Consider the following 22,956-nt stretch of genomic DNA (forward strand, 5'->3'; position numbering starts at 1 on the left):
TAACGATTATACTTGGCTTGGAACCTAGGGAAACTTAGCCTGCATTGCTGTCGAGTAGTCGTCATGCTCTCATCAAAGCCTGCCGAGTAATGTCAACTTTATGCTAAGTCTAATCAGTTTATTCCCACTTAGCACAAGCTTAATTATAGCCTCAATTAAGTTTGTCTAAATGTCTCCAGCTTCTCACAACTAATAATATAAGTAGCCTGTATTTTCTGCGCTATCATATCAATATCTGCAGTCAGGTTTTGCTTTGCATTAGCTTCTAAGTTTATGCTTAACTCATACAGTGCTTTTGCTCCAGAATTTCCTGACATGGATTGCAGAGCATGGGCAATGTCAACTAGCTCATTTAAATCTACTTGTTCACTTTTTAGCTGTGCTAGTAACTGTTGAATCAACTTGTCAGCTTCCTGGGTAAATCCATCCAATACCCGATTATAGAGTTTGCTCTCATTAGCCTTGCCAATTTTTAAAAGCGTGTTGACAGTGTCCATATCAATTAATTCAGCTTCTGGATTAGCTTCAGTTTCAAAGTCTTTACTACTTAATGCTACAGGGTCATCTGAGCCATTAGCTGGGCACGATACATGCTGTAAATATAATTCGTCTGTACTATCGTGATCACTTACCGATGGATGACTAGGCGCTTCTAAGTAGTGTAAAAGTGTTTGTTCAAGTTCTCGCAATAAAAATGGCTTGGTCATTACACCATTCATGCCTGAGTCTAAACATTGTTGGCGTAGGTCATCACCCATACCAGCCGTTAGCGCTATAATAGGAATATTTGGCCAGTTTTTTCTTATGACAACCGTGGCTTCATAACCGTCCATAATGGGCATTTGGCAATCCATTAAGATTAAATCAGGTTGTCTTAAGTTTACTTGCTCGACGGCTTCCGCACCGTTGTCTGCTAGCCATACTTCACAACCTAGCATTCTGAGCATGCTTGTTGCTACTTCTTGGTTAGTTAAGCTGTCTTCTACCACCAAAATATTGGCAACAAATATCTGATGATTACGGTGGTTGTTTTTACCTGTTTGTTGATTATGGGTTTTGATTCCCAAGGCTCGATATAAAGTGTTTATCAGGTCATAAAAATGTACTGGCAAATGTAAGATATTGCGTTTGTCATGCTCTTGCCATTGTGAAGAAGGTAATAAGCAGATCCAGTTTGTCAGTGGAATACCTGCGTTAGTAATGGCTGTTTCGTGCTCTGAAAGGCTAATCCAAAGACCATTTTTAGCGGAAGCCAACTGAGCATTAACCCGTTTTACCTGTACTGATTTAATGCCTAATTTTAGCAATATATTGGCAACTGAAGTGCCTAAACCGCCATTAAGGTTGATCAAATGCACCGTTGGACAATCAGCTATGGGCTCATATTCGATTTCCGAATTAGCCACTGTCGGTAAATCGAATATGAAGCTAAAACGGCTGCCTTCTCCTAGATTCGATTGCACACTAATATTCCCGCCCATTAAGGTAGATATTTGTCGACAGATAGCTAAGCCAAGGCCGGTGCCACCATACTTTCTCTTGGTGGAGGCGTCTGCTTGTGTAAACATTTCAAATACTTTTTGTTGACGATCTGGTGCCATACCAATACCGGTATCTTCTACACTAATTTCAAAACTACTAAGTTGTGCCTCGTTGTTTTGTTGACCAGTTTGCGCTTTGGAGCATGGCACGCGCTTAATACTGACATTAACTTCGCCACGCTCAGTAAACTTAATGGCATTACTGGTTAAATTGGCAATGATTTGGCGCAATTTCTCTGGGTCGGCGTATACATAAGGTAATGACTCTGGGGCTAGGATGGCATTGATATGCAGTCCTTTGTTGTAGGCAGATTCACTGAATAAATCACACACTTCCTCTACTATCGTTTCAAGATCGACTGGTACCGACTCTAGGGTCGTTTTACCTGCTTCTAATTTAGAGAAGTCTAAGATGTTATTTAGCAGATCAAGTAGCAAGACACCTGAGCGATAGACTAATTGCGCAAAATGTTGTTGTTTGGGTTTTAGGTCTGAATTTAACAAAACTTCGGTCATACCCAGCACGCCGTTCATCGGTGTGCGTATTTCATGACTCATAATGGCTAAGAAATCACTTTTTTCTTTGCTGGCTTGTTCGGCAATTTTCCTGGCTTTGTCAGTTTCTTCCATGCTAGTTTCAAGCTGTGCATTGGCATGGCGCAGCTCTTTGGTACGTTCTTCAACTTTTTCTTCTAGTTTTATTACTTGCTGCATTTCACGTAGCCGCTTTTGTCGATATCGCCAAATGAAATAAAGTAGCATCAACATCACTGCTAGAGAGTACAAACTATAGGCCCAAAAGGTTTTCCAAGGTGGCGGCAATACCGTGATCGGTAGTGATACACCAACAGTATTCCATAACCCTTGGTTGTTACTGGCTTGAACTCTCAAGGTGAAATCGCCGGCAGGTAGGTTAGTAAATGTTGCAAGTCGCCTGTTCCCAAGCTCGATCCAATTTGAGTCAAGCCCTTCTAATTGGTATCTATATTGATTTAAACTGGGTGCGTTATAGTCAAGTGCAGCAAACTCAAATGAGATAAAATAGTCTTTGTAATCCAATTCCAAATGTTTGAGTTCTTGGTAAGGTACATCGAACCATACTTGTTCATTGAGTTTTTTAATTCTCACCAGTACCACAGGCGGGATTGTTTTACTGTCTTTAATATCATCAGGATTAAAGCGTATAACGCCAGCATTACCACCAAAATACATATTTCCTTTGCTGTCCTTAAAACCTGCAGCAAAGCTGAAATCATTTTCCTTTAAGCCTTGATAACTATTAAAATGTCGCATTGCCCCTGATTGTTTATTTAATCTTGTTAAGCCAGCGGTACTGCTGAGCCATAGATGGCCATTATCGTCGTCTAAAATTGCATATATATGGCTGCTGGGTAGTCCACTTAAACTGTCGTAATGGGTGAACTTGTTATTTAAACCAGTAATGTCTTGAGGTAACCATTTATTGAGCCCTCCGCCTTGGGTGCCTACCCATAACTGTGCTTTGTTATCTTGATAAAAGGCCCAAGCCATGGGCGCCGACAAACTATCTAGGTCATCAGGTTGGTGTTCGATATGATCAAAATCCAAGCTAATAGGGTCAAGTAAATTAATGCCGGCTACGGTACCAACGACCATGGTACCGTCAACTAACTGATCAACTGCTAATACTCTGTCATTATTGAGACTTCTGGGGTTATTCTCATCATGGCGAAAATGAATAAATTCTTCGCTGCCGAGGGGCAGGTAATTTAAACCACCACCAAAGGTACCAACCCAAATATTATCTGCTTTGTCTTTAAATATACTAATAACACCATTAAAACTTAAACTTTTAGGACCCTTAGGGTCGTTTACATAATATTTAATTTGCTCAGTATCGACATCGAGCTTACCTAAGCCACCACCGCGGGTGCCAAACCATAAAATATTATCGTCACCGCGCACGGCCATGACTCTGTCATCAGGTAATGCAGGAACACTGTCTTTATTAATAATTTGTTGCACTTCACCATCGCTATTTAAGCGTGTTAAGCCAGCATAAGTGGCAACCCAAATTGCTGATTCTCCGCTTGAAGATGTGGTTTCAGCAAAGCCTAAGATAGTCTTGCTGGCCAAGCCTGTATCGATATGTTGAAAAGGCACTTCAATACTTTTGCTTAGGCCATTAAAGGTACCAAACCACATTAACCCTGTTGGGTCTTGTAAAATGGATAGGACTAAATTGTTACTTAATCCATCTTCCGTATTAAAGGAGTCAAATTTATTTCGCTTGTTCCATATGGCGACACCTTTATCAGTTCCGATCCAAATACGCTGGTGTTGATCTTGAAATACCGTGTATACGTGATTTGATGGTAAGCTGTTTTTATGATTTTCATTATGCTGCCAAGAAGTAAATTTTAGCCTTTGCGGGTCAGCAACAGCAACACCGTTATCGGCACTAGTAACCCATAAGCGCTGTTGTCCATCGATAAATAAATTGGTCAAACGATCACTAAAAAATGGCGTGTCTGAACCAGTATGAAAACGCTCTAGTTTTTTACTTTTTTTATTTAGTTTTAGTAGTCCGTTACCATTAGTGCTGAGCCAAATAAAATTCGATTCTTCGACAAACGCAGTGATAAATGTGTTTTTATCGAGATCAGGAAGTAAAGCTTGGGTATCGAAATGTTCAAAAGTCATTTTATCAGGTTGAAAACGACTAAAATTACCACTGTTATAACCTAGCCAAATATCACCATTTTTATCTAACATAGCACTTTGTATACGATCAGACATAAGTGTAGTACTAGATAGAGTGCTACTTTGCCAACGGGTAAAAGTTTGTTTAGCCGCGTCAAATAAGTTTAAACCACCGCCATCAGTAGCTATCCATAAACGATTGCTATTATCTTCGATTATCGTTCGAACATTGTCGGAGCTCAGCGAGTCAGGTTTACGGGGATCATGGACAAACTTTACTAGTTCATAGCCGTCGTAGCGGGCTATCCCTTCTTGAGTGACAATCCATAAATACCCTGTACTGTCTTGAAAGACTTGCCGAATGCTTTTTTGGGAGAGTTGTTGATTAAGTGCTGCGGAGGTAAAAATAAAATTAGCTTTTTGTTCAGCATGCAGCTTGAAACTAAAAACAAATAATAATAGTAGGCAATAAATAGTGTTTTTTAACATACTTAAATTACATATATTCTGATTTAGAAATAGACTAACCCAAAGCGTGTAAAACACCAAACTTTAGACTGACTTACAGTTGATTTTTTACAGTAATATAAACCGACTACGAGCTATGGCTATTAAAAAAATTAATGAAAATTGGGCAGTTGAAATTAAGCGAAGCAATGCACTGTTAATTTCTTAAAAGCAAATAAAAAGTCCGTTATATCCTAAGCAAATACTTAGTTCATAACGGACCTTATTTAATGATTTATTTTTTATTCATTAATTGCAAAGTTTTCTTGGTTCAATTGAGCTTCATTCCAAATAAAACCTTCGTTCCAGATAAAGCCTTCGTTCCAGATAAAACCTTCGTTCCAGATAAAACCTTCAGTATTCATAAATGCTTCATTCCAGATAAAACCTTCATTCCAGATAAAACCTTCATTCCAAATAAAGCCTTCTTCCCAAACTTCAAACTCGAAGCCTTGAATGTAGTAGTTACCATCGGCGTCTTGACGAGCAGCGCCTGTATAGTGTTGCTCACCACTTAAATCAGCTACGATATCCATGCCATTGTTAGCGCAAGCTTGTAGTGTTGATTCTACGGCTTTGATAGCATTAACACTGCCTGAGCCTTGATGAAAAGGACTATAAGCAAGTGTACCGTCTGGTGATTGTGCCATGCTAGTACTGCCTAATAGTCGACATTTAACATCGTTAGCACTTAGGTTAGGGTTATTTTGTAGCATTAAAGCGACTATGCCGGTTACCACACCCGAAGACTGTGAAGTACCTGACATCATGTATCGGTCTTTAGCCATTAAGTACTGTGGAAATTTAATGGCAGTTTGCATTGTTGAATTACCTAAACTAAACATATGGCCACCTGGGGCCACTAAATCAGGCTTAACAAAGGCATCATGTGTCGGACCCTGAGATGAAAATGACAACATTTTATCATCACTAGTATCTAAGGTATTGTTATCGCTGATGCCACCAACACTTATGACATAAGGTACGTTAGCAGGAACGCCAACTGTCATGGCACTAGGGCCAGTATTACCCACAGATGTTACTACTACTATGTCTTTTTCCCATAACGCCATAACCGCTTGGTTAAGTGGATCTTGCCAATAACTTGAACGGGGCTGCGCACCGAATGACAAGTTAACAACACGAATATTTAACGCTTCGTGATTATCGGCAATATATTGTAAGCCACGAATAGCATCAGCATAGGTACTGTGACCGTCTGGATGAATAGCTTTTACCACCACTAAGTTAGCATCAGGTGCTACACCTTGATAATGACTAGTCATTTGACCATGCTCAACCGCACGATCGCTGTTAGCAATAATGCTAGTTACGTGAGTACCATGAATATTTTCATCGGTCATTTTATGAGGCGAAACTTCAGTGCCGTTTATAGCGTCGTATGCTGCTTTGATTCTAGATCGGTTCGAAGTATTGCGGTTTAATGCTTTGTGAGCACCCCAAAGGCCACTGTCGACTACGGCTACAGTAACGTTTTTACCGGTAATACCCATATTGTGTAATGCATCTGCACCAATAATATTGACGTAATAGGTGTTGCTGTCACCATCAATACTTTGAGTTTCGTAACCTTTTGCCAATTCACGGTCACAATTTTCAGCGAAACTCACATCCATCGAAAAATCGTTGTGCATGTAACTATCAGTACCATTATTTGTAAAAGCTAATTCAACCGTCGCATCTTCATAAGCGTCTAAAAATGCAGTGGCAGGAATATCCGCGGCATTAAGTACTAACTCGCCATTTTGATCTGCTATTACGCTAACAAATACAGGAAGACCATTGATTTTAAGTGTACGTATATTGCCTAATCCTGCAGGCCAATTAAAGGTCATTTTATTGAAATTTACTTTTTGGTCTTTGGCATTATAAATATTCCAGCGGATTTTGTTAGCTGACATTTCAACGACATGGCTGCCGTAAACTTTACAGTTATCAAGTGCACTGGCGGTAAAAACTGCTTCGTTTTTAATGATGGTAATAACGCCTTCAAATAATCTTAAAGTCGCTAACTCGGTATCACTTACGCTTACAGCAAGTCCGTTTATTAATGACAATTCGTGAGTGATAAGTCCACCTACATCACCAATAATCTTCTTAACACTTAAAATATCATTACCTTGAATGATCACTTCGTTGTGGCGTTCAACCACGGGATCTAATAAGCTTTTAGCACTGTGAGCGGAGAAAGGTATTGCTGAAATGCTTAACATTCCAACTAACAGCATGGCACTCTTATGAATATATTTTAGCTTCATATGTCATTTTCCTAAATATCTATATCTTTTACCTATTATCAATATTATTGCAAATTTCGAGCCATAAACCAAGTAACTGATTTTAAGTGCTTTAATTTAATTTGAAATAAATGACATGTTTGAATTGAAGTTAGCGAAGGTAATTATTGAATGTTTACGGTAATGATTTACAGTCATTTATTTCAAGTAAGAGGTGGTTTATTGTTTTTGTTATTTAAATCATGTTGCTAGTAAAATAAGATCCGCATCACATCGGGTGAAAATATCTGATGAAATTTTAAATACACTTATAGCCGCTATAATTATAAAACTCACGAAGTATGTAAGTTGATGAAATAATTAATATCAAAATATTTTAAATTTAGTTTTTAAAAATAGTTTTCAACTATGTTGGAATAAACACCTCACGTCATCCGTTATCTCAGTGTCATTAACATAAATATAAACAGACATTAGAGGAAGTAAATATGACTACATTAAATAAAATTGCACAAGTATTGGTATTAAGTGGCGTGAGTTGTTGGGTCAGTATTACGCAAGCTGCTGATTTTGAAATTAGCCAAAGCACCAACATAAACCAACAAACTCAGGCATCTCAGCAAGTTGACTCATCTGATAATGCGACACAAATATCGACACAATCAGACACGTCAGCCCAGAGCGATACGCAAGTTAAGGCGAATAGTAAAGAAGAGAACACAGTAGAGAACGCAGCAGAAAACACAGCAGAGTCTGCACCAAGCGAATCAACAGCACAGTCGTCAAATAACACAGCGAATGTTGGCACAGCGCAAGCCTTTGATAACAATAGCCAGTTAATAACTCGTTTATCAAATGACGCTGGAAAAAACATCAATGTCACTTCAGCTACAGCAGCAACATTGGCTCAGTCACTTACCCAAGTGACAAGCGCAGAGTTTCCAGCATTAGCTGAAAGTAATACACCTGAAAACTCTGAAATAGGGTCTGAAGCAGCTGTGCCGAGTGAAGCCATGCCAACGCCTGAAAATGTTGCTGTGAATCCTACGCTTGATAGTGCAACGTCTTTTGTTAACACTTCACAATTAACGCAGCAATTATCTTTGCAGCCTTCTCAGCAACCCACTCTACAGCCCTCTGAGCAATTCCCTTTGCAAGAAATGGCTAATGTTGAAAACATCAGCGCATTAGATACAGCTTCGAGTTTGAGTCAGTCACTTACTCAAGTGACAAGCGCAGAGTTTCCAGCGCTAGCAGAAAGTGCTGCACCAGAGGAGCCTGAAGTAGGGTCTGAAGCAACTATGCCGAGTGAAGCCATGCCAGCACCTGAAAATGTTGCCTTGAACCCTACGCTTGATAGCGCAACGTCTTTTGCTAACACTTCGCAAATAACTCAGCAACTTTCCCTACAAGAAATAGCTAATGTTCAAAACATCACTGCATTAGATGCGGCAGCACAAACCTCGCAAGCGCTTGAGCAAACGATTAATGCCAATGTTGAAGATGCAATCACCTCAAGTACGCAAAGTGTTATCAGTGAAAACCTTAATACGCAAATTACCAGTGCGGTTACTGAGCAAATTAACACCGAGTTGGCGGCTGCAACCGCTGCTGAAGTGGTTAGTACCTTAACAAGCGATTTAGCGTTAGCTTGGTAATTGTTGCCATGTTGAATGTGCCAGTAGCCCTGGCACTTTTTTTTATTTGAGGTAGTTAAGATGAAATATATATTAAGTGGTTTAAGCTGTGTTTTAAGTCTACATTTAATGGCGGCAACATCAGAGCCTATGTCGGTTAACGGCGAAGTTTCTTTAGGTCTAATTAGTAATTCAGCACTCAGTGTTGATGAGCTTGATGAGGTTTCTTCACAAGGTGACAGTGGCCTGCAAAAAACAGCAGCAGTTACTGGTTTGTGGAAAGTTAATGATAAAGCAAAAATAAGCGCGGCATATCGTTATAATGAAAAAGATTATAATGAGTTTGATGCCTTCGACCTAACCTTACATCAAGTGAGTCTTGATGCTAGTTATCAATGGCGTAAAAAAGATTTAGGCCTGCGTTATGATGGGGCTAAGGCCCAATTAGCCGGCGATAGCTTTTTAACCTTTCACCAAGCCAGTATTTACCTAGGCACTTTTCTGCAACCAGAAACATTTTTACGTACCAGTGCAAAAATTAAAAGTAAAAAATTTGCCGTGATCACTAGCCGCAATGCCGACGCTTTTGGTGCTAGTGCTGAGCTGTTCCATTTTCTTAACGACGGTGACACTATGTTTATGCTCGGGGTGAGTGCGGGTAAGGAAACGGCTACAGACCCTAAGTTTAATTATAATGGTTATGGGCTGAGTACTAAGCTTTCGCAAAAGTTTGAATTATTTGGTTTAGCGCAAAAAGCTGCTATAGGCTGGCGTTTTCAATCGAAAGATTATCAAGCCTATGGTAATGAGAATATGGACAGTCAGCTTGAGTCAAAGGCAGATGAACATAGAAACATTTTTCACGCGCAATGGCAGTTAGACTTCAATAAATATCTCGCGTTGGTCAGCAACCTTGAATATGGCGATTACCGTTCACAACTTGATAGCCAAACGTACAGCCAAACCCTTTCTTCATTGTCTATTAAAGCGCAATTTTAAGGTCTAAAGATCGCGCCCACACCATAAATAGGGTCCTTACCTTTAGGGCCCAAATCTATCGCTAAATCATTTAGTTTATCTAATAAATTCTGCTTATTCTTACCATAAGTTAGCGCTAAACAGGCTAAGGTTGCTGTAACATATGGGGCAGCAATCGATGTGCCTGACTCCCTACCTACACGTTGGCCACTTTGCGCTGTGAGTACATTTACCCCTAACGCTGAGTAATCGACATAGTCACCTCTATTTGACCAACGATACGGTTGTTGATGTTTATCTATCGCACTGACCGCGATAACCTCTTGATAAGCGGCAGGATACATAGGCGGAGCTGCCGGCCCTTCATTACCCGCCGCGGCGATAACGATTGCACCTTTTGCGATAGCGGCGCTTAGTACGCTATGCAAAATTTGATTGTCCGGCCCCGCTAAACTCATATTGATCACTTGCACGTTTTGTTCTAACAACCAGTTCACGCCAGCGATGATGGCTGACAGCGTCGCGCCTTGGGCATAGTCTGACTGCTGATAAAATACTTGCGAGGAATATATTTTACCCTGCGGTAACAGTGGCACCAGTTGTGTGGTTTTGCCAACCAATAAACTGGCGATCACGGTACCGTGTTGCAACGAGGTAGCTAAATCATCAGGTAAAAAAGATTTCGCGGTAATATCAGCGTGTTTAAAGGCTTTATGTTTGGTATCAATTGCGCTATCAACCAGACCCACTTTTACCGCTAATTCGCAAGCCGGATTAACGCGGCTTAGTGGCGTTACTTTTTCATTGTCGATGTGATGACGGAGTAAACTTTCATTTTCTGGCTGACTTGTTTGACTTTGTGCTTGATAAATATGGTTTCTAGCTAAACTTAGCGCGGCTTGCGTTGAGAGTATCTGGCTTAACGCTTGCTTCGAGTCTAAAGCTTCGGGCACATTAAAACGCAGCAGCGCCATACCCAAACCCGCATATCGCGACTCGGTAATAATCAGCGCTCCATGCTCAATTAAGCGTTTTTTACTGCTATCGTCGGCTAATAATAGCCATTGTCGCTGAACAGCTCGAAAGCCACTTTCTACTTCGACATCAAGCCACAGATTTTTACCTGCGCTGGTGGTTATCGCTAAAGTGGCAGGCAAAGCGTTAAGTGGCTCAGTGCTAACCTTGTTAATGTCGGGTAAGTGACTTAATTCAAAAGGTGCTAGTAGCGGCGGTCTATCGAGTTGTCGGGTAATGTCGCGGGCGGTACCGTCTATGGTATTAATTTGTCCTAAAACACCGCCTGCCGGCAATTGCTGGGCAGATGATAATGTACTGAAAACAGCAATAAATATGGCGGTAAAAGCTAAGGTTTTCATGTTAATCTTGAGCCTCAAAAATAAGCGTGTAGTTAATAAAACGTTTCAACTGAAAATAAATTTCCTTTTATGGAATAAAATTTTTTTACATACGTCTTCTTAGTAGAGAGGAGTAAAAAACATGAATAATACCATTGAAAATATACTACCAATGCTAAGACGCTTTGCCTACTCATTAACCGGTAATGCCGCAGATGCTGACGATTTAGTGCAAATAACGTTAGAAAAAATACTGAAAAAAGGTGTGCCTGATGAAGTAGATGTCAACAAATGGGCTTTTAAGGTTTGTCGCAATGTCTGGATTGACGAATATCGTGCGCGCAAAGTCAGGCAGAATGCAGTGCTTAAACCTGAACTGCAAGAACCACAAAGCGTGAATGAACAGCAAGCATTCGACAGCAAAGAAATGCTCGCACAAGTTAATGTCGCGATGAATACTTTACCCGACGAACAACGCGCTATTTTGTCTTTAGTGGCGGTACAGGGTATGTCATATAAAGAAGTGGCGTCGTCAATGGAAATCCCTGTTGGTACTGTGATGAGTCGATTATCAAGAGCGCGCTGCGCATTATTAGATATGATAAAGCCTGAAAGATTAGGAGCAGACGCATGAAAATCAGCGATGAAATGTTAAGTGCTTTTATAGATGCTGAACTTAGCGAAGCAGCCATGGAAGAGATTCGCTGTGCGCTGGAAAGCGATGACGATTTAGTGATGCGTTTAGCGGATTTAGCACAAGCGGATCACTGGGTGGCAGAAAATGCTTCTGTGATTGATAGCACACCGATGGCAGATAATTTATTGCCATTAGCGCAAAGCATCGATAAAAAAATAGCGAAAGGAAAAACGACTGAGTCAGCGGCTGACTCAGCGAAAAATGTCGTGAGTTTATCCGCTTGGAAAAACTTCAATAAAAGCCTACAAAAGCCTTATGCATTGGCCGCTGGTGTTGCCATGTTATTTGGCGTAGGTACGGTAACCTTAATGCAGTCTCAACAAGCACCGACAGTGCTTACTGCGGGTATAACACAAGTATTAGATCAGCAGCGAAGTGGCGAAATATCGTCAATAGCGCAAGGAGATAAGATCACAGCCAACTTAAGTTTTACTAACCGTGCCGGTGATTACTGTCGCCAATTTCAGCGCGTTAGCGAGCAAACGGCGAGTGTTAATATTGCTTGTAAAGAAAATGGCCTATGGCAGTTAAAAATTACCGAAAAAGTAAAAATTACTGAAAACACACAAAATTACCGCGCCGCGTCTAACCAGGCGCAACTGGATAGCGCTATAGACGTGATGATCAATGGACCCGCTATGGACAGCGCTCAAGAACAACGAGCCATCGCAAACAACTGGCAAACTGAGCAACAATAATAGAGGTTAAAATGAAAAAACTTATTACATTTATATTGATGACTTTATTAGTAACGGCTTGCGCATCTAAGCCTGAATATCGCCCAGCAAACAAAGGCTCTGTCGGCTATAGCGAGCAAAAAATAACCGAGGACAGGTTTCGTGTGCAGTTTAAAAGTGTTTCTAATAGTGTCGCAGATGCCGCGGATTATGCCCTATTAAGATCAGCTGAACTGACTCAAGCGCAAGGCTATGATTGGTTTGTGATCACCAGTAAAGAAACCTCTGTAGAGTCTGAAAAAGTTCAGCCAGCTTCCTCGATAGGTTTATCGCATCAGCAGCGGGTTGAACGTCGTTGTGGACTATTAACTTGTGAAACTTACCGACGTCCAAGCAGTGAAGTTGGGGTTGCTTTTAGTAGTACGAATACGAATAGCCGCAAAGAAGTGCATAGTATTTTAGAAATTCGTCTGGGCAAAGGCGTTATGAGCAACGAGTCAAGTTACAGCGCTGCCGATGTGATTGAAAATTTATCTAAAAAACTAGCAACAAAGGCTAATTAATTCCTTGGCTATGGTGGGTTAAAAGCTGAAGTAGCATATATTCACTTGAGTAAGCATTTGAAAAGGCCTATTTAGGGCTTTTTTTTGGTTAATAGTCATTGGCTAATACTCATTGATAAGTCAGAGAGCAATGATAAGTGAGTATAAATGTCCTCGCACCCGATTACTCAGGCGCGAGGACATGATGGCAAGGTTATTAGCTGAACATTATGCTAAATCGAAACGGTCAGCGTTCATCACTTTGGTCCATGCGGCAACAAAGTCGTGGACAAATTTTTCTTTATTATCGTCCTGTGCATAAACTTCACTATAAGCACGAAGAATCGAGTTCGAGCCAAAGATAAGATCAACACGTGTGGCTGTCCATTTGACCTTATCTGTTTTACGTTCACGAATTTCATATAAATTATCGCCAACTGGCTGCCATTTATAGTCCATATTCGTTAAGTTAATAAAATAGTCGTTCGACAACACACCTTCACGTTCGGTAAATACACCATGCTTGCTACCACCGAAATTAGTGCCTAGCATACGCATGCCACCAATAAGTACAGTCATTTCATGAGCAGCTAAACCCATTAACTGTGTACGGTCAAGCATCAGCTCTTCAGCGCTAACACTATAGTCAGCTTTGAGCCAATTACGATAAGCGTCATGCAGAGGTTCAAGTACTTTGAATGATTCTACATCGGTCATCTCGTTAGTTGCATCACCACGTCCAGGAGCAAATGGTACTGTAATATCAACGCCAGCCGCTTTTGCTGACTGCTCAATACCGACATTACCTGCGAGGACAATAACATCAGCAATACTGACGCCACTTTCGTTTGCAATAGTTTCTAGTGTAGCGAGCACTTTAGCTAAGCGTGTAGGCTCGTTTCCTTGCCAGTTATTTTGTGGTGCGAGGCGAATACGAGCACCGTTAGCACCACCGCGCTTGTCAGAGTCACGGAAAGTTCTAGCGCTGTCCCATGCTGTGGCAACCATTTCGCTGACCGTTAAATCACTAGCCGCTATTTTTTCCTTAACGGCATCAACATCATAACCTGTCATACCTGTGGGTACGGGATCTTGCCAAATAAGATCTTCTTGCGGTACTTCTGAGCCAATGTATCGTGCTTTCGGGCCCATATCACGATGGGTCAGTTTGAACCATGCACGGGCAAAAACGTCAGAGAAATATTCAGGATCATTGGCAAAACGTTGTGAAATTTTAAGGTAAGCGGGATCCATTTTTAATGCCATATCTGCATCAGTCATAATGGGATCTTTGCGTATGCTAGCATCTTCAACATCAACCGGTTTATCTTCTTCTTTAATGTTCACGGGTTGCCACTGCGTAGCGCCAGCAGGGCTCTTTTTCAGCGCCCAATCATGGTTAAGTAGCATAGAGAAATAACCATGATCCCACTGTGTAGGATGAGTGGTCCACGCACCTTCAATACCACTGGTTACCGTATCGCGCCCAATACCACGCTTAGTTTTATTGTTCCAACCTGTGCCTTGCTCTGAAATATCGGCAGCTGCTGGTTCTCTGCCAAGTATTGAGGCATCGCCATTACCGTGACATTTCCCCACCGTATGACCTCCGGCAGTTAGGGCAACGGTTTCTTCATCATTCATCGCCATGCGTTCAAAGGTAACACGCATATCATGAGCGGTTTTTAATGGGTCAGATTTACCGTCTACACCTTCAGGGTTAACGTAGATTAATCCCATCATTACTGCAGCCAACGGGTTTTCTAAATCGCGCTCACCAGAATAACGACTATTTTCGCTGCCACTAGGTGCAAGCCACTCTTTTTCAGCACCCCAGTAGATGTCTTTTTCTGGATGCCAAATGTCTTCACGGCCAAAGGCGAAACCAAAGGTTTTTAACCCCATAGATTCATAGGCAATAGTGCCGGCGTAAGCAATTAAATCTGCCCAGCTAAGTTGGTTACCGTATTTCTTTTTGATTGGCCAAAGTAGACGTCGTGCTTTATCTAAATTTGCGTTGTCGGGCCAAGAATTGATTGGGGTAAAACGTTGATTACCGGTAGCGGCACCACCTCGTCCATCAGCAATACGATAGGTACCGGCGGAATGCCAAGTCATGCGGATCATTAAACCGCCATAATGTCCCCAATCTGCGGGCCACCAGTCTTGACTGTCAGTCATCAGTGCGTGCATATCTTTGTTGAGCGCGGCGATGTCGAGATCTTTAACCGTATCCCGATAATTGAAATTCGTGCCCATAGGATTGGTTTTGTTATCATGTTGATGAAGAATATCGAGGTTTAGCGACTTAGGCCACCATGTCATATTTGTCATCGAACTCTCTGTAGCACCACCGTGCATCACAGGACATTTTCCACCAGATGTTGTTTTATCGTCATTCATATTTTGTTTCCTTTCGTGAAGTGATAGAGATATATCTAAGTCATAAACCAATTTGACATCATTACTTAGAGTGATCATGTCAAACTACAAGCAAACTGTTTAAAGCGCCAATATTACAAATGTTTTATTACCTATTGAAATTCAGTTAGATAGACCTACATTAACAGCCAAAAATTTCAGTTGAAATGTGATATTTCTCCATTTGATATGATGGCAAAATACGCATTTTCAAGTGACGTTACTAGAAGAGCTAAGCAGCGATATTCAGTGTTATTTTAGCCTTTAGCAGCATTTTGAATGGCTTCACCCGCTTTTTCGAGATCTTTACCTGCACCATCAATGGTGGCACAAGCACCTAAGGCACTACTTAGTAATAATACCGTTAATATTGATTTTATCTTTGGGTAGTATGTTTTAGCTGTCATTTTCTGTTCCTTTTAGGTTATTAGTTATTAGCTTGTCGCGATACAGAGAATATCCTGTTATGTGTCATTTTATGGTCATTAGAGTATGGCGCAACTCAATGCATTTGCTTTTAATTGAGTCGCTAAAGCCCGTGTCGTTAGTAACCTTATCATTACTTATATCACAATATTTAAGTTCATAATGCTACTAAGAATATTGCCATATTTAGCACCATAGTCCAGTATTTTAATAGCCAAGAGATAAAAAGTTAATTGGCGCTCCTTCAGCTTCTGAGCCAACATCGTAGTTGTGCACAGAAATAATCGCTTTTGCTGCCATGGTTAATTTTTCAGTTACGCCGTACTCGATTTCAGGACGAATATTGTGAAATGTGTAGTGATCACCAGCATTTTTATCCAAACGAATGGTATCGGCGAACTTGAATTCGTAACTGCCTGCTGGTTGGGTATCAGTACCTTCTGCGTAAAGTTATAAGTTGTCGCCTGCTGATACGGTAAAAGGGGCAGATAAATAGCAGCAGCCATAATGGTATTGAAGTTTAGTTTCGTGTGGTAAACCTAGTGTTTATCAAGAGAAGTTTATTTTTTGTCAATAGTACAATCACTTACAACCGATAGTTATTATCATTTGTATTTTTTTGAGTGTTGATTAGCCCTTGATTAAAAGGCGTTGTGAGAGATTTTGATGCGAGTAACTAAAAGTGAACCCTTGTGCGTATGTTAAAAGTGATTAAGACAGACTAAAGCTTATATCACCAGGTTAAATGCTCGTCAGTAAGGCATGATTCAAGCTGTGATGTATAAGCTACTTTTTTATGATTATGTTGTTAGTTATTAACTAAGCGTTTTAAATAGTAAAGCTTAATACGCTTGATAAGCTTTATAGTTAGGATAAACCTCTAGATAATCACACCAAGTACTAAAATCTCGGTAGGTAAAGCGTGTATCTGTTGTGGTTATCCAGCGGGAGGTCGATCTCATGCGTAGCCGAAATTTAGCTTTATAGCCATCAATGGCGACAAAGCAAGCTAAGGATTCTTCGGTTTCGTTTTTAATTTTTACTTGGCTAAAACCATTAGAAGATTCGCCAAAGGTGACGGTTATTTTCGGCAAAGCCCAGATAACTGGACTAATAATAAATGCCGTAGCACAAAGGTATTTGATGATTTTCATAGATTAACATACTGTTTTTAAATGGTTTTAATTAATTATTTTTATGGAGAAGCTTAAGTGTAATTAAAATTAACTCCAGCTAATTTTGATTATACCATTGAAAGCGTTATTAGGTGTCTCCATAACTAATAGCAACGAAGAAGTGTCAAAAACGACAACGCTTAAAATACGCAGTAAAAAGAGAACTTATTCATGGCTAACATTACTCCGATTAAAAAAGAAACTCATCAGAAAATTAAAATCGCTGCCAAGCGCGATTTATCAAATGTATCTAATCAACATATTGCACCAATCACCGCTCCTGAGTATTCTCAAGCAGCAACCAGCTACCCTATTGTACTTGTTAAAGATCAAGGTACAGAACGCTACCGTAGTGTGGTAATGCTAGGTCTAGAAGCGAATGAAAACTTATATTATAAAGAAGATTCTTGGAATGCAGTTTATGTTCCGCAAAGTATTTCAATGGCACCTTTTTCTTTAGGTTTAGACCCGGAAAAAGAGAAAACATTAACGGCTTGTGTTGATTTAGACAGCAAGTTTGTTGGTGAAGATAAAGACCATGAATTATTTGATGCTGAAGGCAAAGACACTGAGTTTTTTCAAGGTGTACAAGATTCACTAGGTCGTTTATACGATAATGAAGTGATGAACGAGAAATTCATTAAAGAATTGCTTGATAATGACTTATTGTTAGAACTTGAACTTAATATTAACTTTGCCTCAGGTGAAAGTAAAAAACTTGTTGGTTTATATAATATTAATGATAAAAAAGTGCAAGAGTTAAGTGACGACAAAGTTTTAGATTTCCATAAGCGTGGTTTATTCGTGCCAATTTACGCCATGTTAGGTTCTATTGGTCAAATTAATCGTCTAGCACAATTACGTAACCAGAGTGAATCTACCGCTAAAGTAAATGCTATTCGCTTTACACCAGCTACTGCTGAAGCTGCTGAAACTGTAGCTGAAAAGTAATAGCGCAGTAAGTTACCCTTAAAAAAGGACCGTTTGGTCCTTTTTTTTCGAGTGAAATTTAGCTTTTTAAACCAAAATTTTTCTCAAGGCAGATAGTGAAAAACCAGCAACAATAAAGCCTAACCACTAAAACACTGAATTTAACGTTTGTACTAGCAGCTGGCAGCAAGAAAATAAAGACAAACAAGCAGTGGAATATAACAAAACACGCGAAACCATAAAGTATCTTGTTGATGAAAATACTGAGCTAAACCTGAAACTTGAACAACAAGTTAATGCGCTTAAAGATAAATGAACCGAGTATCGCTTAGGCTTTGATTATGCACAGAAGCAGTTAACAAAATTCAGTAAATAAACTGCTAATTTCGTTGGGATCCTTATATACTAACAGCCAACTTTTTAGCATTGAAAATGAGATTTTACGTGGCGATTAACCTACCTTTTAGCAAATTAAGTCAATGGCAGCAGGTGGCATTTAGTGCTGCATTACTTGAGCGCATGTTACCTAATTATCAAATGTTTGCTGAACATGTTGAGTTTGGTGACTTTAAGGTCTTGAGAAATCAACTTGATCTTATCTGGCAATGGTTAGATAAAGCTAACCGTTGCAAAATTAACTATGATGCCCAAATTGCTAAACTTGAAGAGCAAGTACCTGATCCTGATGATTTTGATTTTTTGGGTGTTTTTCCAGCCTTAGATAGTGCCATGGCATTAATGTCGTTATTTCAAGGTATGCAAGACCTAGAAAGTGATAGCTTGAGCAATATCAGTAAATTGTCAGAAAATAGTGTCAGTTACTATGTTGAGTTGAGCTTAGCTCAGCAAATTGATGAAATAACTCCTGATGAAGAAGAGATAGTGATCTCAGCGCAACAAATTGCTGAACATCCATTAATGCAGTGGGAAATAGCCACACAAAATGAGCTATTTGAATTTTTAACCGCGGCTAGCGAAAATAAAGCCAGTTGTTTGCAGGCAAAAGCTATGGTGCTAGAAGAAGGTTTATCTAATTTAGGCATAGACATTAACGCTTAATTTTTAGTGGTTAATTAAGCCCAATTTAAGTTGATGTTAAGCTCGTAACCTTTTTTTGTAAAATAGTGTGCTGTTTTTGCGATAGAATTTGGCAACTTAATATGGCGCCATCAGCGATTGCTGTTATGACGTTGAGGATATGTTTTTGTTTTTTGAAGGTTCAGAAAAAAAAGCTCAAATTGTGGTTAAAGACAAGCAAATTTCGCTACTTGATGATATTACCGATGACTTTTGGACCGCGTTTGTTCAATGTTGTAATGCGCAAATTTTGTCGTCAATTCGTAATGATGACTGTAAAGCTTTTTTGTTATCAGAGTCGAGCTTATTTGTTTGGCACGATAGGTTATTAATTTTGACCTGTGGCAATACACGATTAGTACATTCGGTCGAGTTTTTTATCCAGCACATCGGCATGGATAAAATTAAGCAGGTTATTTATCAACGTAAAAATGAATATTTTTCCCATGCTCAGCCAAGTAGTTTTGGTGACGACATTAAGTTGCTCGGGCAATATGTTACGGGTAAAGCCTATCGTTTTGGTGAGTTGGACAGCCATCATAACTATATTTTTCATCAGGATAACAGTTTTCAAGCCGATAAATTAGATAAAACCTATGAACTGCTTGCATATCAAATTAGCGATCGAGCTTCTGAAAAGCTGACCACAGTGGGTTTAACAGCACAGGAAATTCGTCAATTTTTACAATTAGACAAATTTTTTGCTGACTTTACCTTGGATGATTTTGTTTTTGATCCCTTTGGTTACTCTGTTAATGCGATTAAAGGGAAAGAATATCTCACTATGCATGTTACGCCTCAAGCTAACAGTAGTTACGTCAGTATTGAATCCAATATTAATTTAATAAAAATAGCGGCTGATTTTTTAGCGATACTAGCACCAAAGTCGTTTGATTTACTGAGCTTTAATGACTTTGACTTTGCTAACTTAACCAATGAATTTATTCCAAAAGATTATGTGAGCAAATCCTTAGTAAGCGAGCACTTAAGCAATAATTATTTCGTTTGTTTTGCTAACTATATATTACCGCAGCAAAAATTTATGCAAGCAACGGTGCTTGATTTAGCAGGAGAAAACCATGCACTGTGATTTTTGTGTAGCAGAAAAATTTCAAGATTTTTAGGTTTAAAATTTAAAGTAAAAAAAGTACTTTTTTCAGGAAAAAGTGAATTTAAAACGGTTGATGTGGTTGAAACTAAAGGCCATGGCAACATGTTACTCAAGGATGGTTTAATTATGGTGACCGAACGTGATGAGTTTGCCTATCATGGTATGCCATGGATATTCAGCAAGCACTTTTAAAAGTGCTCAATACGGTATTTACACAAAGTTATTTGTATTCATTTAGTCATTCAACTTACCCTGGTGGTTTGTGAAGCTTTACTTTTGCCAGTAAAAATATTACCCCGTGCATGACTTTGATAAGCAACCTGTTGCAGCAAGTGGCCTAGATTTTCATTATTATAACCAAGCTTTACACAGCGCCGCGCTTGCCTTACCTAACTTTGTTAAAAAAGCTTTAGCGGGTTTAATCAATAATAGTTAACTGTTACTTCTCCTTATACGTCATAATTTTATATCAAATTATGACGTTATCAAACTAGTGTTGCAGCCATCATTTGTTCAGTCTGTATCCTTTTGCGATGAATGCTACTATGAATGAAAGACTACAACTTCGTTAGCGTTATGACAACGAACAACAATAAAAATAGGACGGTAAATGAAATTACCTTATGCATGGTTATGGGTTAGCGCACTACTTTGTTCTCTCTTGGGTTTTGCTGAAGCTGCAGATCAAACTGTCAGTGGCAAGGTCGCTAATATTGAGTTGTCAGTCAGTAAGGCCATGGCAGCATTTCAAGTGCCCGGCATTGCTGTGGCAATTATTAAAGATAACGAAGTTGTGCTAAGTAAAGGCTTTGGTGTGCTTAAGCAAGGCAGTAAAGAAAAAGTGACTGCCGATACCTTATTTGGCATTGCCTCAAATACTAAAGCCATGACAGTGGCATTGTTAGCGGCTTTAGTAGACGAAGGGAAATTGACTTGGAAAACTAAAGTTATTGATATCATTCCAGCGTTTCAACTACCCGATGCCTATGTCACGAGAGAATTCACTATTATTGATTTATTGTCGCATAACAGTGGCTTAGGTTTAGGTGCTGGCGACTTAATGATCTGGCCAGAAACCACGTTAAGCAATCAAGACGTTATTAAAGGTTTAAAATATTTACCACAAGTGTCGAGCTTTCGCAGTGAATTTGCTTATGACAACCTAATGTATATTATTGCTGGTGAGATTATTGCCAAGCTCACAGGTAAACCTTGGCAAGAGGTTATTCAACACCGTATTTTTGAGCCATTAGGTATGGATAATACCCGCGCAACTTTCTCTTTAATTCCTAAAAGTAATCAAAATGTGGCTAGCGCTCATGTGTTATTAGATGGTGAGTTGCATGTTGTTGGTGGAAATTTTTTAGAGAGATTTTCATCAGCAGGCTCGGTTGCATCCAGTGTTAATGATATGGCGTTATGGCTTAAAGCTCAGCTTAATCTTGGACAATACGGTGTTAATGGCGATAAAGCGTTAAGGCTTTTTAGTGAACAGCAAAGTCGTGAAATGTGGCAAACACGTACGCTTTTACCGGTTTCACCACAAGCTAGCGAGCAAGATAAAACGCATTTTTATGCTTATGCGTTAGGTTGGTTTGTTAAAGATTATCATGGCGTAAAAGTAGTACGACATACCGGCGGCATATTAGGCATGGTGTCAAAAGTGCTGATGGTACCAGAAGAAAATTTAGCCATGGTTATTTTAACCAATCAACAATCAGGTTTTGCTTTTAATGCCTTATCTCAACAAATTTTGACTGAATATCTTGAACTACCCGAAAAAGATTGGGTTGCGCATTATGCTAGATTGCAGCAAGAAGATAATGTCAACAAAAAAGCACAGTTAGCAAAAGTGGCTGCAGCCGCTGATAAAAGCTCAACACCTTCTTTACCGTTAGCAAGTTATGCGCAAAGTTATGTGGATGATTGGTATGGTGAAATAGCCATTAGCTTAGAAAATAACCACTTAGTTATGCAGTTTGCTCATACCCCGGCACTGCATGGCACCTTAGCGCATTATCAGCACAATACTTTTATTGTACGTTGGGACGATCGAACTTTAGAAGCCGATGCTTATGTGAACTTTAATTTAAACCCCGATGGCAGTATTAGCTATGTCAGTATGAAAGCAGTGTCTTGGGCGACAGATTTTAGTTTTGATTTTCATGATCTAAAACTGTGGCCTAAATCTGCGGGTAAATAGCACGAGTGACGAATAAAAAAAGCGCCTGATGGCGCTTTTTTAGCACATTTCAATCAACTTAACTAAATTTAACTTGGGGTAAATAAGGCTAATGCTGAGGTGCTGGCCTTACTCTGAACCATTTTGGTAGAGTCGATAGATGACTTGGCCAGCCACCTTTTCTTTTAAAAGTTGCCAATGGCTTGGCATTATTTGTAGGTTATCGTCAGCTTCCATTTCAACATAGATCAATGCTTCGTCAGTTAAGCCTTTTTCGACTAATAACTCAGCGGCTTTTTGCGCTAGGCCTTTTCTAAAAGGTGGATCAATAAATACTAACGAATAAGCTTGTTGGTTACTGTGCAAAAAGTTTAAGGCATTTTGCTGTATTACTCTGATATTACTGGCTTTGAGTAACGCTTTATTATCGTTTAATTGCTGAGCTGCTGATTTATTCAACTCGACTAAAATTGCTGAACTTGCGCCGCGAGATATGGCTTCAAAACCCAACCCACCAGAGCCGGCAAAGCAATCTAAGCAATTAGCGTCTTGAATATAAGGCATGAGCCAATTAAAAACCGTTTCTTTGACACGATCGGTAGTTGGCCGCAAACCATCGGCCATTAATACGGGTAATTTGCGACCACGATGTTGGCCTGCAATAATGCGAATATGGCCTTTTGGGGCGCTTTTTTCTGATTGTTTTTTGACTTTGCTCATAACTTAAACAGCTTTTGTTTTTTGTCGGCAGGTTAGGTGG

At 39.7% G+C, this 22,956-nt stretch carries 19 protein-coding genes; 11 read left to right on the forward strand and 8 right to left on the reverse strand.

Annotated features, from left to right (window positions below; all coding sequences use genetic code 11):
• Window positions 1–155: 155 nt before the first annotated feature.
• Window positions 156–4,712: a hybrid sensor histidine kinase/response regulator gene (locus H4J41_RS15560; protein ID WP_182136242.1), complete on the reverse strand. Its 4,557-nt coding sequence runs from the start codon at window positions 4,710–4,712 to the stop codon at window positions 156–158.
• A gap of 260 nt (window positions 4,713–4,972) precedes the next feature.
• Window positions 4,973–7,009: a S8 family peptidase gene (locus H4J41_RS15565; RefSeq protein WP_182150457.1), complete on the reverse strand. Its 2,037-nt coding sequence runs from the start codon at window positions 7,007–7,009 to the stop codon at window positions 4,973–4,975.
• A gap of 467 nt (window positions 7,010–7,476) precedes the next feature.
• Here H4J41_RS15565 and H4J41_RS15570 point away from each other — a divergent pair, with 467 nt between their 5' ends.
• Window positions 7,477–8,646 carry a hypothetical protein gene (locus H4J41_RS15570; RefSeq protein ID WP_182137071.1) on the forward strand — a complete coding sequence of 390 codons (1,170 nt, stop codon included), beginning with the start codon at window positions 7,477–7,479 and terminating at the stop codon, window positions 8,644–8,646.
• 60 nt (window positions 8,647–8,706) lie between these two features.
• Window positions 8,707–9,624, forward strand: coding sequence for a hypothetical protein (locus tag H4J41_RS15575; RefSeq protein WP_182137072.1), 918 nt, complete (start codon window positions 8,707–8,709; stop codon window positions 9,622–9,624).
• On the opposite strand, the gene H4J41_RS15580 is transcribed toward H4J41_RS15575, so the two are convergent.
• The gene (locus H4J41_RS15580; RefSeq protein ID WP_182137073.1) at window positions 9,621–10,979 is read right to left on the reverse strand and encodes a S8 family serine peptidase; all 1,359 of its coding nucleotides are present in this window, start codon (window positions 10,977–10,979) and stop codon (window positions 9,621–9,623) included. The two genes, H4J41_RS15575 and H4J41_RS15580, sit on opposite strands and share 4 nt — an antisense overlap.
• A gap of 121 nt (window positions 10,980–11,100) precedes the next feature.
• Between H4J41_RS15580 and H4J41_RS15585 the strand changes: the two genes are divergently transcribed.
• The 3 genes from H4J41_RS15585 to H4J41_RS15595 are packed head-to-tail and all read left to right on the forward strand — an operon-like array spanning window position 11,101 to window position 12,895.
• Window positions 11,101–11,592 carry an RNA polymerase sigma factor gene (locus tag H4J41_RS15585; protein ID WP_182137074.1) on the forward strand — a complete coding sequence of 164 codons (492 nt, stop codon included), beginning with the start codon at window positions 11,101–11,103 and terminating at the stop codon, window positions 11,590–11,592.
• Window positions 11,589–12,353, forward strand: a complete 765-nt coding sequence (locus H4J41_RS15590; protein WP_182137075.1) for a hypothetical protein — start codon at window positions 11,589–11,591, stop codon at window positions 12,351–12,353. Before H4J41_RS15585 ends, H4J41_RS15590 begins: the two co-directional genes overlap by 4 nt.
• Before the next feature lie 11 nt (window positions 12,354–12,364).
• Window positions 12,365–12,895 carry a CC0125/CC1285 family lipoprotein gene (locus tag H4J41_RS15595; protein ID WP_182137076.1) on the forward strand — a complete coding sequence of 177 codons (531 nt, stop codon included), beginning with the start codon at window positions 12,365–12,367 and terminating at the stop codon, window positions 12,893–12,895.
• A 207-nt stretch (window positions 12,896–13,102) separates the two neighbouring features.
• Here the strand turns inward: H4J41_RS15595 and katG are convergent, their stop codons facing one another.
• The 4 genes from katG to H4J41_RS15615 form a co-directional block, all read right to left on the reverse strand.
• Window positions 13,103–15,277 (reverse strand): catalase/peroxidase HPI, encoded by a 2,175-nt coding sequence (gene katG, locus H4J41_RS15600; protein WP_182137077.1) that lies wholly within the window; start codon window positions 15,275–15,277, stop codon window positions 13,103–13,105.
• A 275-nt stretch (window positions 15,278–15,552) separates the two neighbouring features.
• The gene (locus H4J41_RS15605; protein WP_182137078.1) at window positions 15,553–15,702 is read right to left on the reverse strand and encodes an entericidin A/B family lipoprotein; all 150 of its coding nucleotides are present in this window, start codon (window positions 15,700–15,702) and stop codon (window positions 15,553–15,555) included.
• Between the two features lie 226 nt (window positions 15,703–15,928).
• On the reverse strand, window positions 15,929–16,102 hold the full coding sequence (locus H4J41_RS15610; protein ID WP_182137079.1) for a hypothetical protein: 174 nt from the start codon (window positions 16,100–16,102) through the stop codon (window positions 15,929–15,931).
• A gap of 461 nt (window positions 16,103–16,563) precedes the next feature.
• On the reverse strand, window positions 16,564–16,875 hold the full coding sequence (locus tag H4J41_RS15615) for a hypothetical protein (RefSeq protein ID WP_182137080.1): 312 nt from the start codon (window positions 16,873–16,875) through the stop codon (window positions 16,564–16,566).
• A gap of 192 nt (window positions 16,876–17,067) precedes the next feature.
• Here H4J41_RS15615 and H4J41_RS15620 point away from each other — a divergent pair, with 192 nt between their 5' ends.
• From H4J41_RS15620 to H4J41_RS15640, 6 genes are all read left to right on the forward strand, one after another.
• Window positions 17,068–17,847 (forward strand): SapC family protein, encoded by a 780-nt coding sequence (locus H4J41_RS15620; protein WP_182137081.1) that lies wholly within the window; start codon window positions 17,068–17,070, stop codon window positions 17,845–17,847.
• A 411-nt stretch (window positions 17,848–18,258) separates the two neighbouring features.
• Window positions 18,259–18,885 carry a YjaG family protein gene (locus H4J41_RS15625; RefSeq protein WP_220460869.1) on the forward strand — a complete coding sequence of 209 codons (627 nt, stop codon included), beginning with the start codon at window positions 18,259–18,261 and terminating at the stop codon, window positions 18,883–18,885.
• 145 nt (window positions 18,886–19,030) lie between these two features.
• Window positions 19,031–19,993 carry an adenosylmethionine decarboxylase gene (locus H4J41_RS15630; protein ID WP_182137082.1) on the forward strand — a complete coding sequence of 321 codons (963 nt, stop codon included), beginning with the start codon at window positions 19,031–19,033 and terminating at the stop codon, window positions 19,991–19,993.
• Between the two features lie 3 nt (window positions 19,994–19,996).
• Window positions 19,997–20,206 carry a hypothetical protein gene (locus H4J41_RS17495; RefSeq protein ID WP_220460870.1) on the forward strand — a complete coding sequence of 70 codons (210 nt, stop codon included), beginning with the start codon at window positions 19,997–19,999 and terminating at the stop codon, window positions 20,204–20,206.
• A 106-nt stretch (window positions 20,207–20,312) separates the two neighbouring features.
• On the forward strand, window positions 20,313–20,450 hold the full coding sequence (locus H4J41_RS17500; protein WP_220460871.1) for a hypothetical protein: 138 nt from the start codon (window positions 20,313–20,315) through the stop codon (window positions 20,448–20,450).
• A gap of 174 nt (window positions 20,451–20,624) precedes the next feature.
• Window positions 20,625–22,217 carry a serine hydrolase gene (locus H4J41_RS15640; protein ID WP_182137083.1) on the forward strand — a complete coding sequence of 531 codons (1,593 nt, stop codon included), beginning with the start codon at window positions 20,625–20,627 and terminating at the stop codon, window positions 22,215–22,217.
• Between the two features lie 108 nt (window positions 22,218–22,325).
• On the opposite strand, the gene rsmD is transcribed toward H4J41_RS15640, so the two are convergent.
• On the reverse strand, window positions 22,326–22,916 hold the full coding sequence (rsmD, locus tag H4J41_RS15645; protein ID WP_182137084.1) for a 16S rRNA (guanine(966)-N(2))-methyltransferase RsmD: 591 nt from the start codon (window positions 22,914–22,916) through the stop codon (window positions 22,326–22,328).
• Between the last annotated feature and the right edge of the window lie 40 nt (window positions 22,917–22,956).

The sequence above is a fragment of the Colwellia sp. MB3u-45 genome, assembly GCF_014077005.1.
In the GTDB taxonomy this organism is placed as follows: Bacteria; Pseudomonadota; Gammaproteobacteria; order Enterobacterales; family Alteromonadaceae; genus Cognaticolwellia.

Bases quoted from the DNA above. Each gene is read 5' to 3' on its own strand.
- H4J41_RS15560 (WP_182136242.1), bottom strand. From the start codon at position 4,712: ATGTTAAAAAACACTATTTATTGCCTACTATTATTATTTGTTTTTAGT.
- H4J41_RS15565 (WP_182150457.1), bottom strand. From the start codon at position 7,009: ATGAAGCTAAAATATATTCATAAGAGTGCCATGCTGTTAGTTGGAATG.
- H4J41_RS15570 (WP_182137071.1), top strand. From the start codon at position 7,477: ATGACTACATTAAATAAAATTGCACAAGTATTGGTATTAAGTGGCGTG.
- H4J41_RS15575 (WP_182137072.1), top strand. From the start codon at position 8,707: ATGAAATATATATTAAGTGGTTTAAGCTGTGTTTTAAGTCTACATTTA.
- H4J41_RS15580 (WP_182137073.1), bottom strand. From the start codon at position 10,979: ATGAAAACCTTAGCTTTTACCGCCATATTTATTGCTGTTTTCAGTACA.
- H4J41_RS15585 (WP_182137074.1), top strand. From the start codon at position 11,101: ATGAATAATACCATTGAAAATATACTACCAATGCTAAGACGCTTTGCC.
- H4J41_RS15590 (WP_182137075.1), top strand. From the start codon at position 11,589: ATGAAAATCAGCGATGAAATGTTAAGTGCTTTTATAGATGCTGAACTT.
- H4J41_RS15595 (WP_182137076.1), top strand. From the start codon at position 12,365: ATGAAAAAACTTATTACATTTATATTGATGACTTTATTAGTAACGGCT.
- katG (WP_182137077.1), bottom strand. From the start codon at position 15,277: ATGAATGACGATAAAACAACATCTGGTGGAAAATGTCCTGTGATGCAC.
- H4J41_RS15605 (WP_182137078.1), bottom strand. From the start codon at position 15,702: ATGACAGCTAAAACATACTACCCAAAGATAAAATCAATATTAACGGTA.
- H4J41_RS15615 (WP_182137080.1), bottom strand. From the start codon at position 16,875: ATGAAAATCATCAAATACCTTTGTGCTACGGCATTTATTATTAGTCCA.
- H4J41_RS15620 (WP_182137081.1), top strand. From the start codon at position 17,068: ATGGCTAACATTACTCCGATTAAAAAAGAAACTCATCAGAAAATTAAA.
- H4J41_RS15625 (WP_220460869.1), top strand. From the start codon at position 18,259: ATGAGATTTTACGTGGCGATTAACCTACCTTTTAGCAAATTAAGTCAA.
- H4J41_RS15640 (WP_182137083.1), top strand. From the start codon at position 20,625: ATGAAATTACCTTATGCATGGTTATGGGTTAGCGCACTACTTTGTTCT.
- rsmD (WP_182137084.1), bottom strand. From the start codon at position 22,916: ATGAGCAAAGTCAAAAAACAATCAGAAAAAAGCGCCCCAAAAGGCCAT.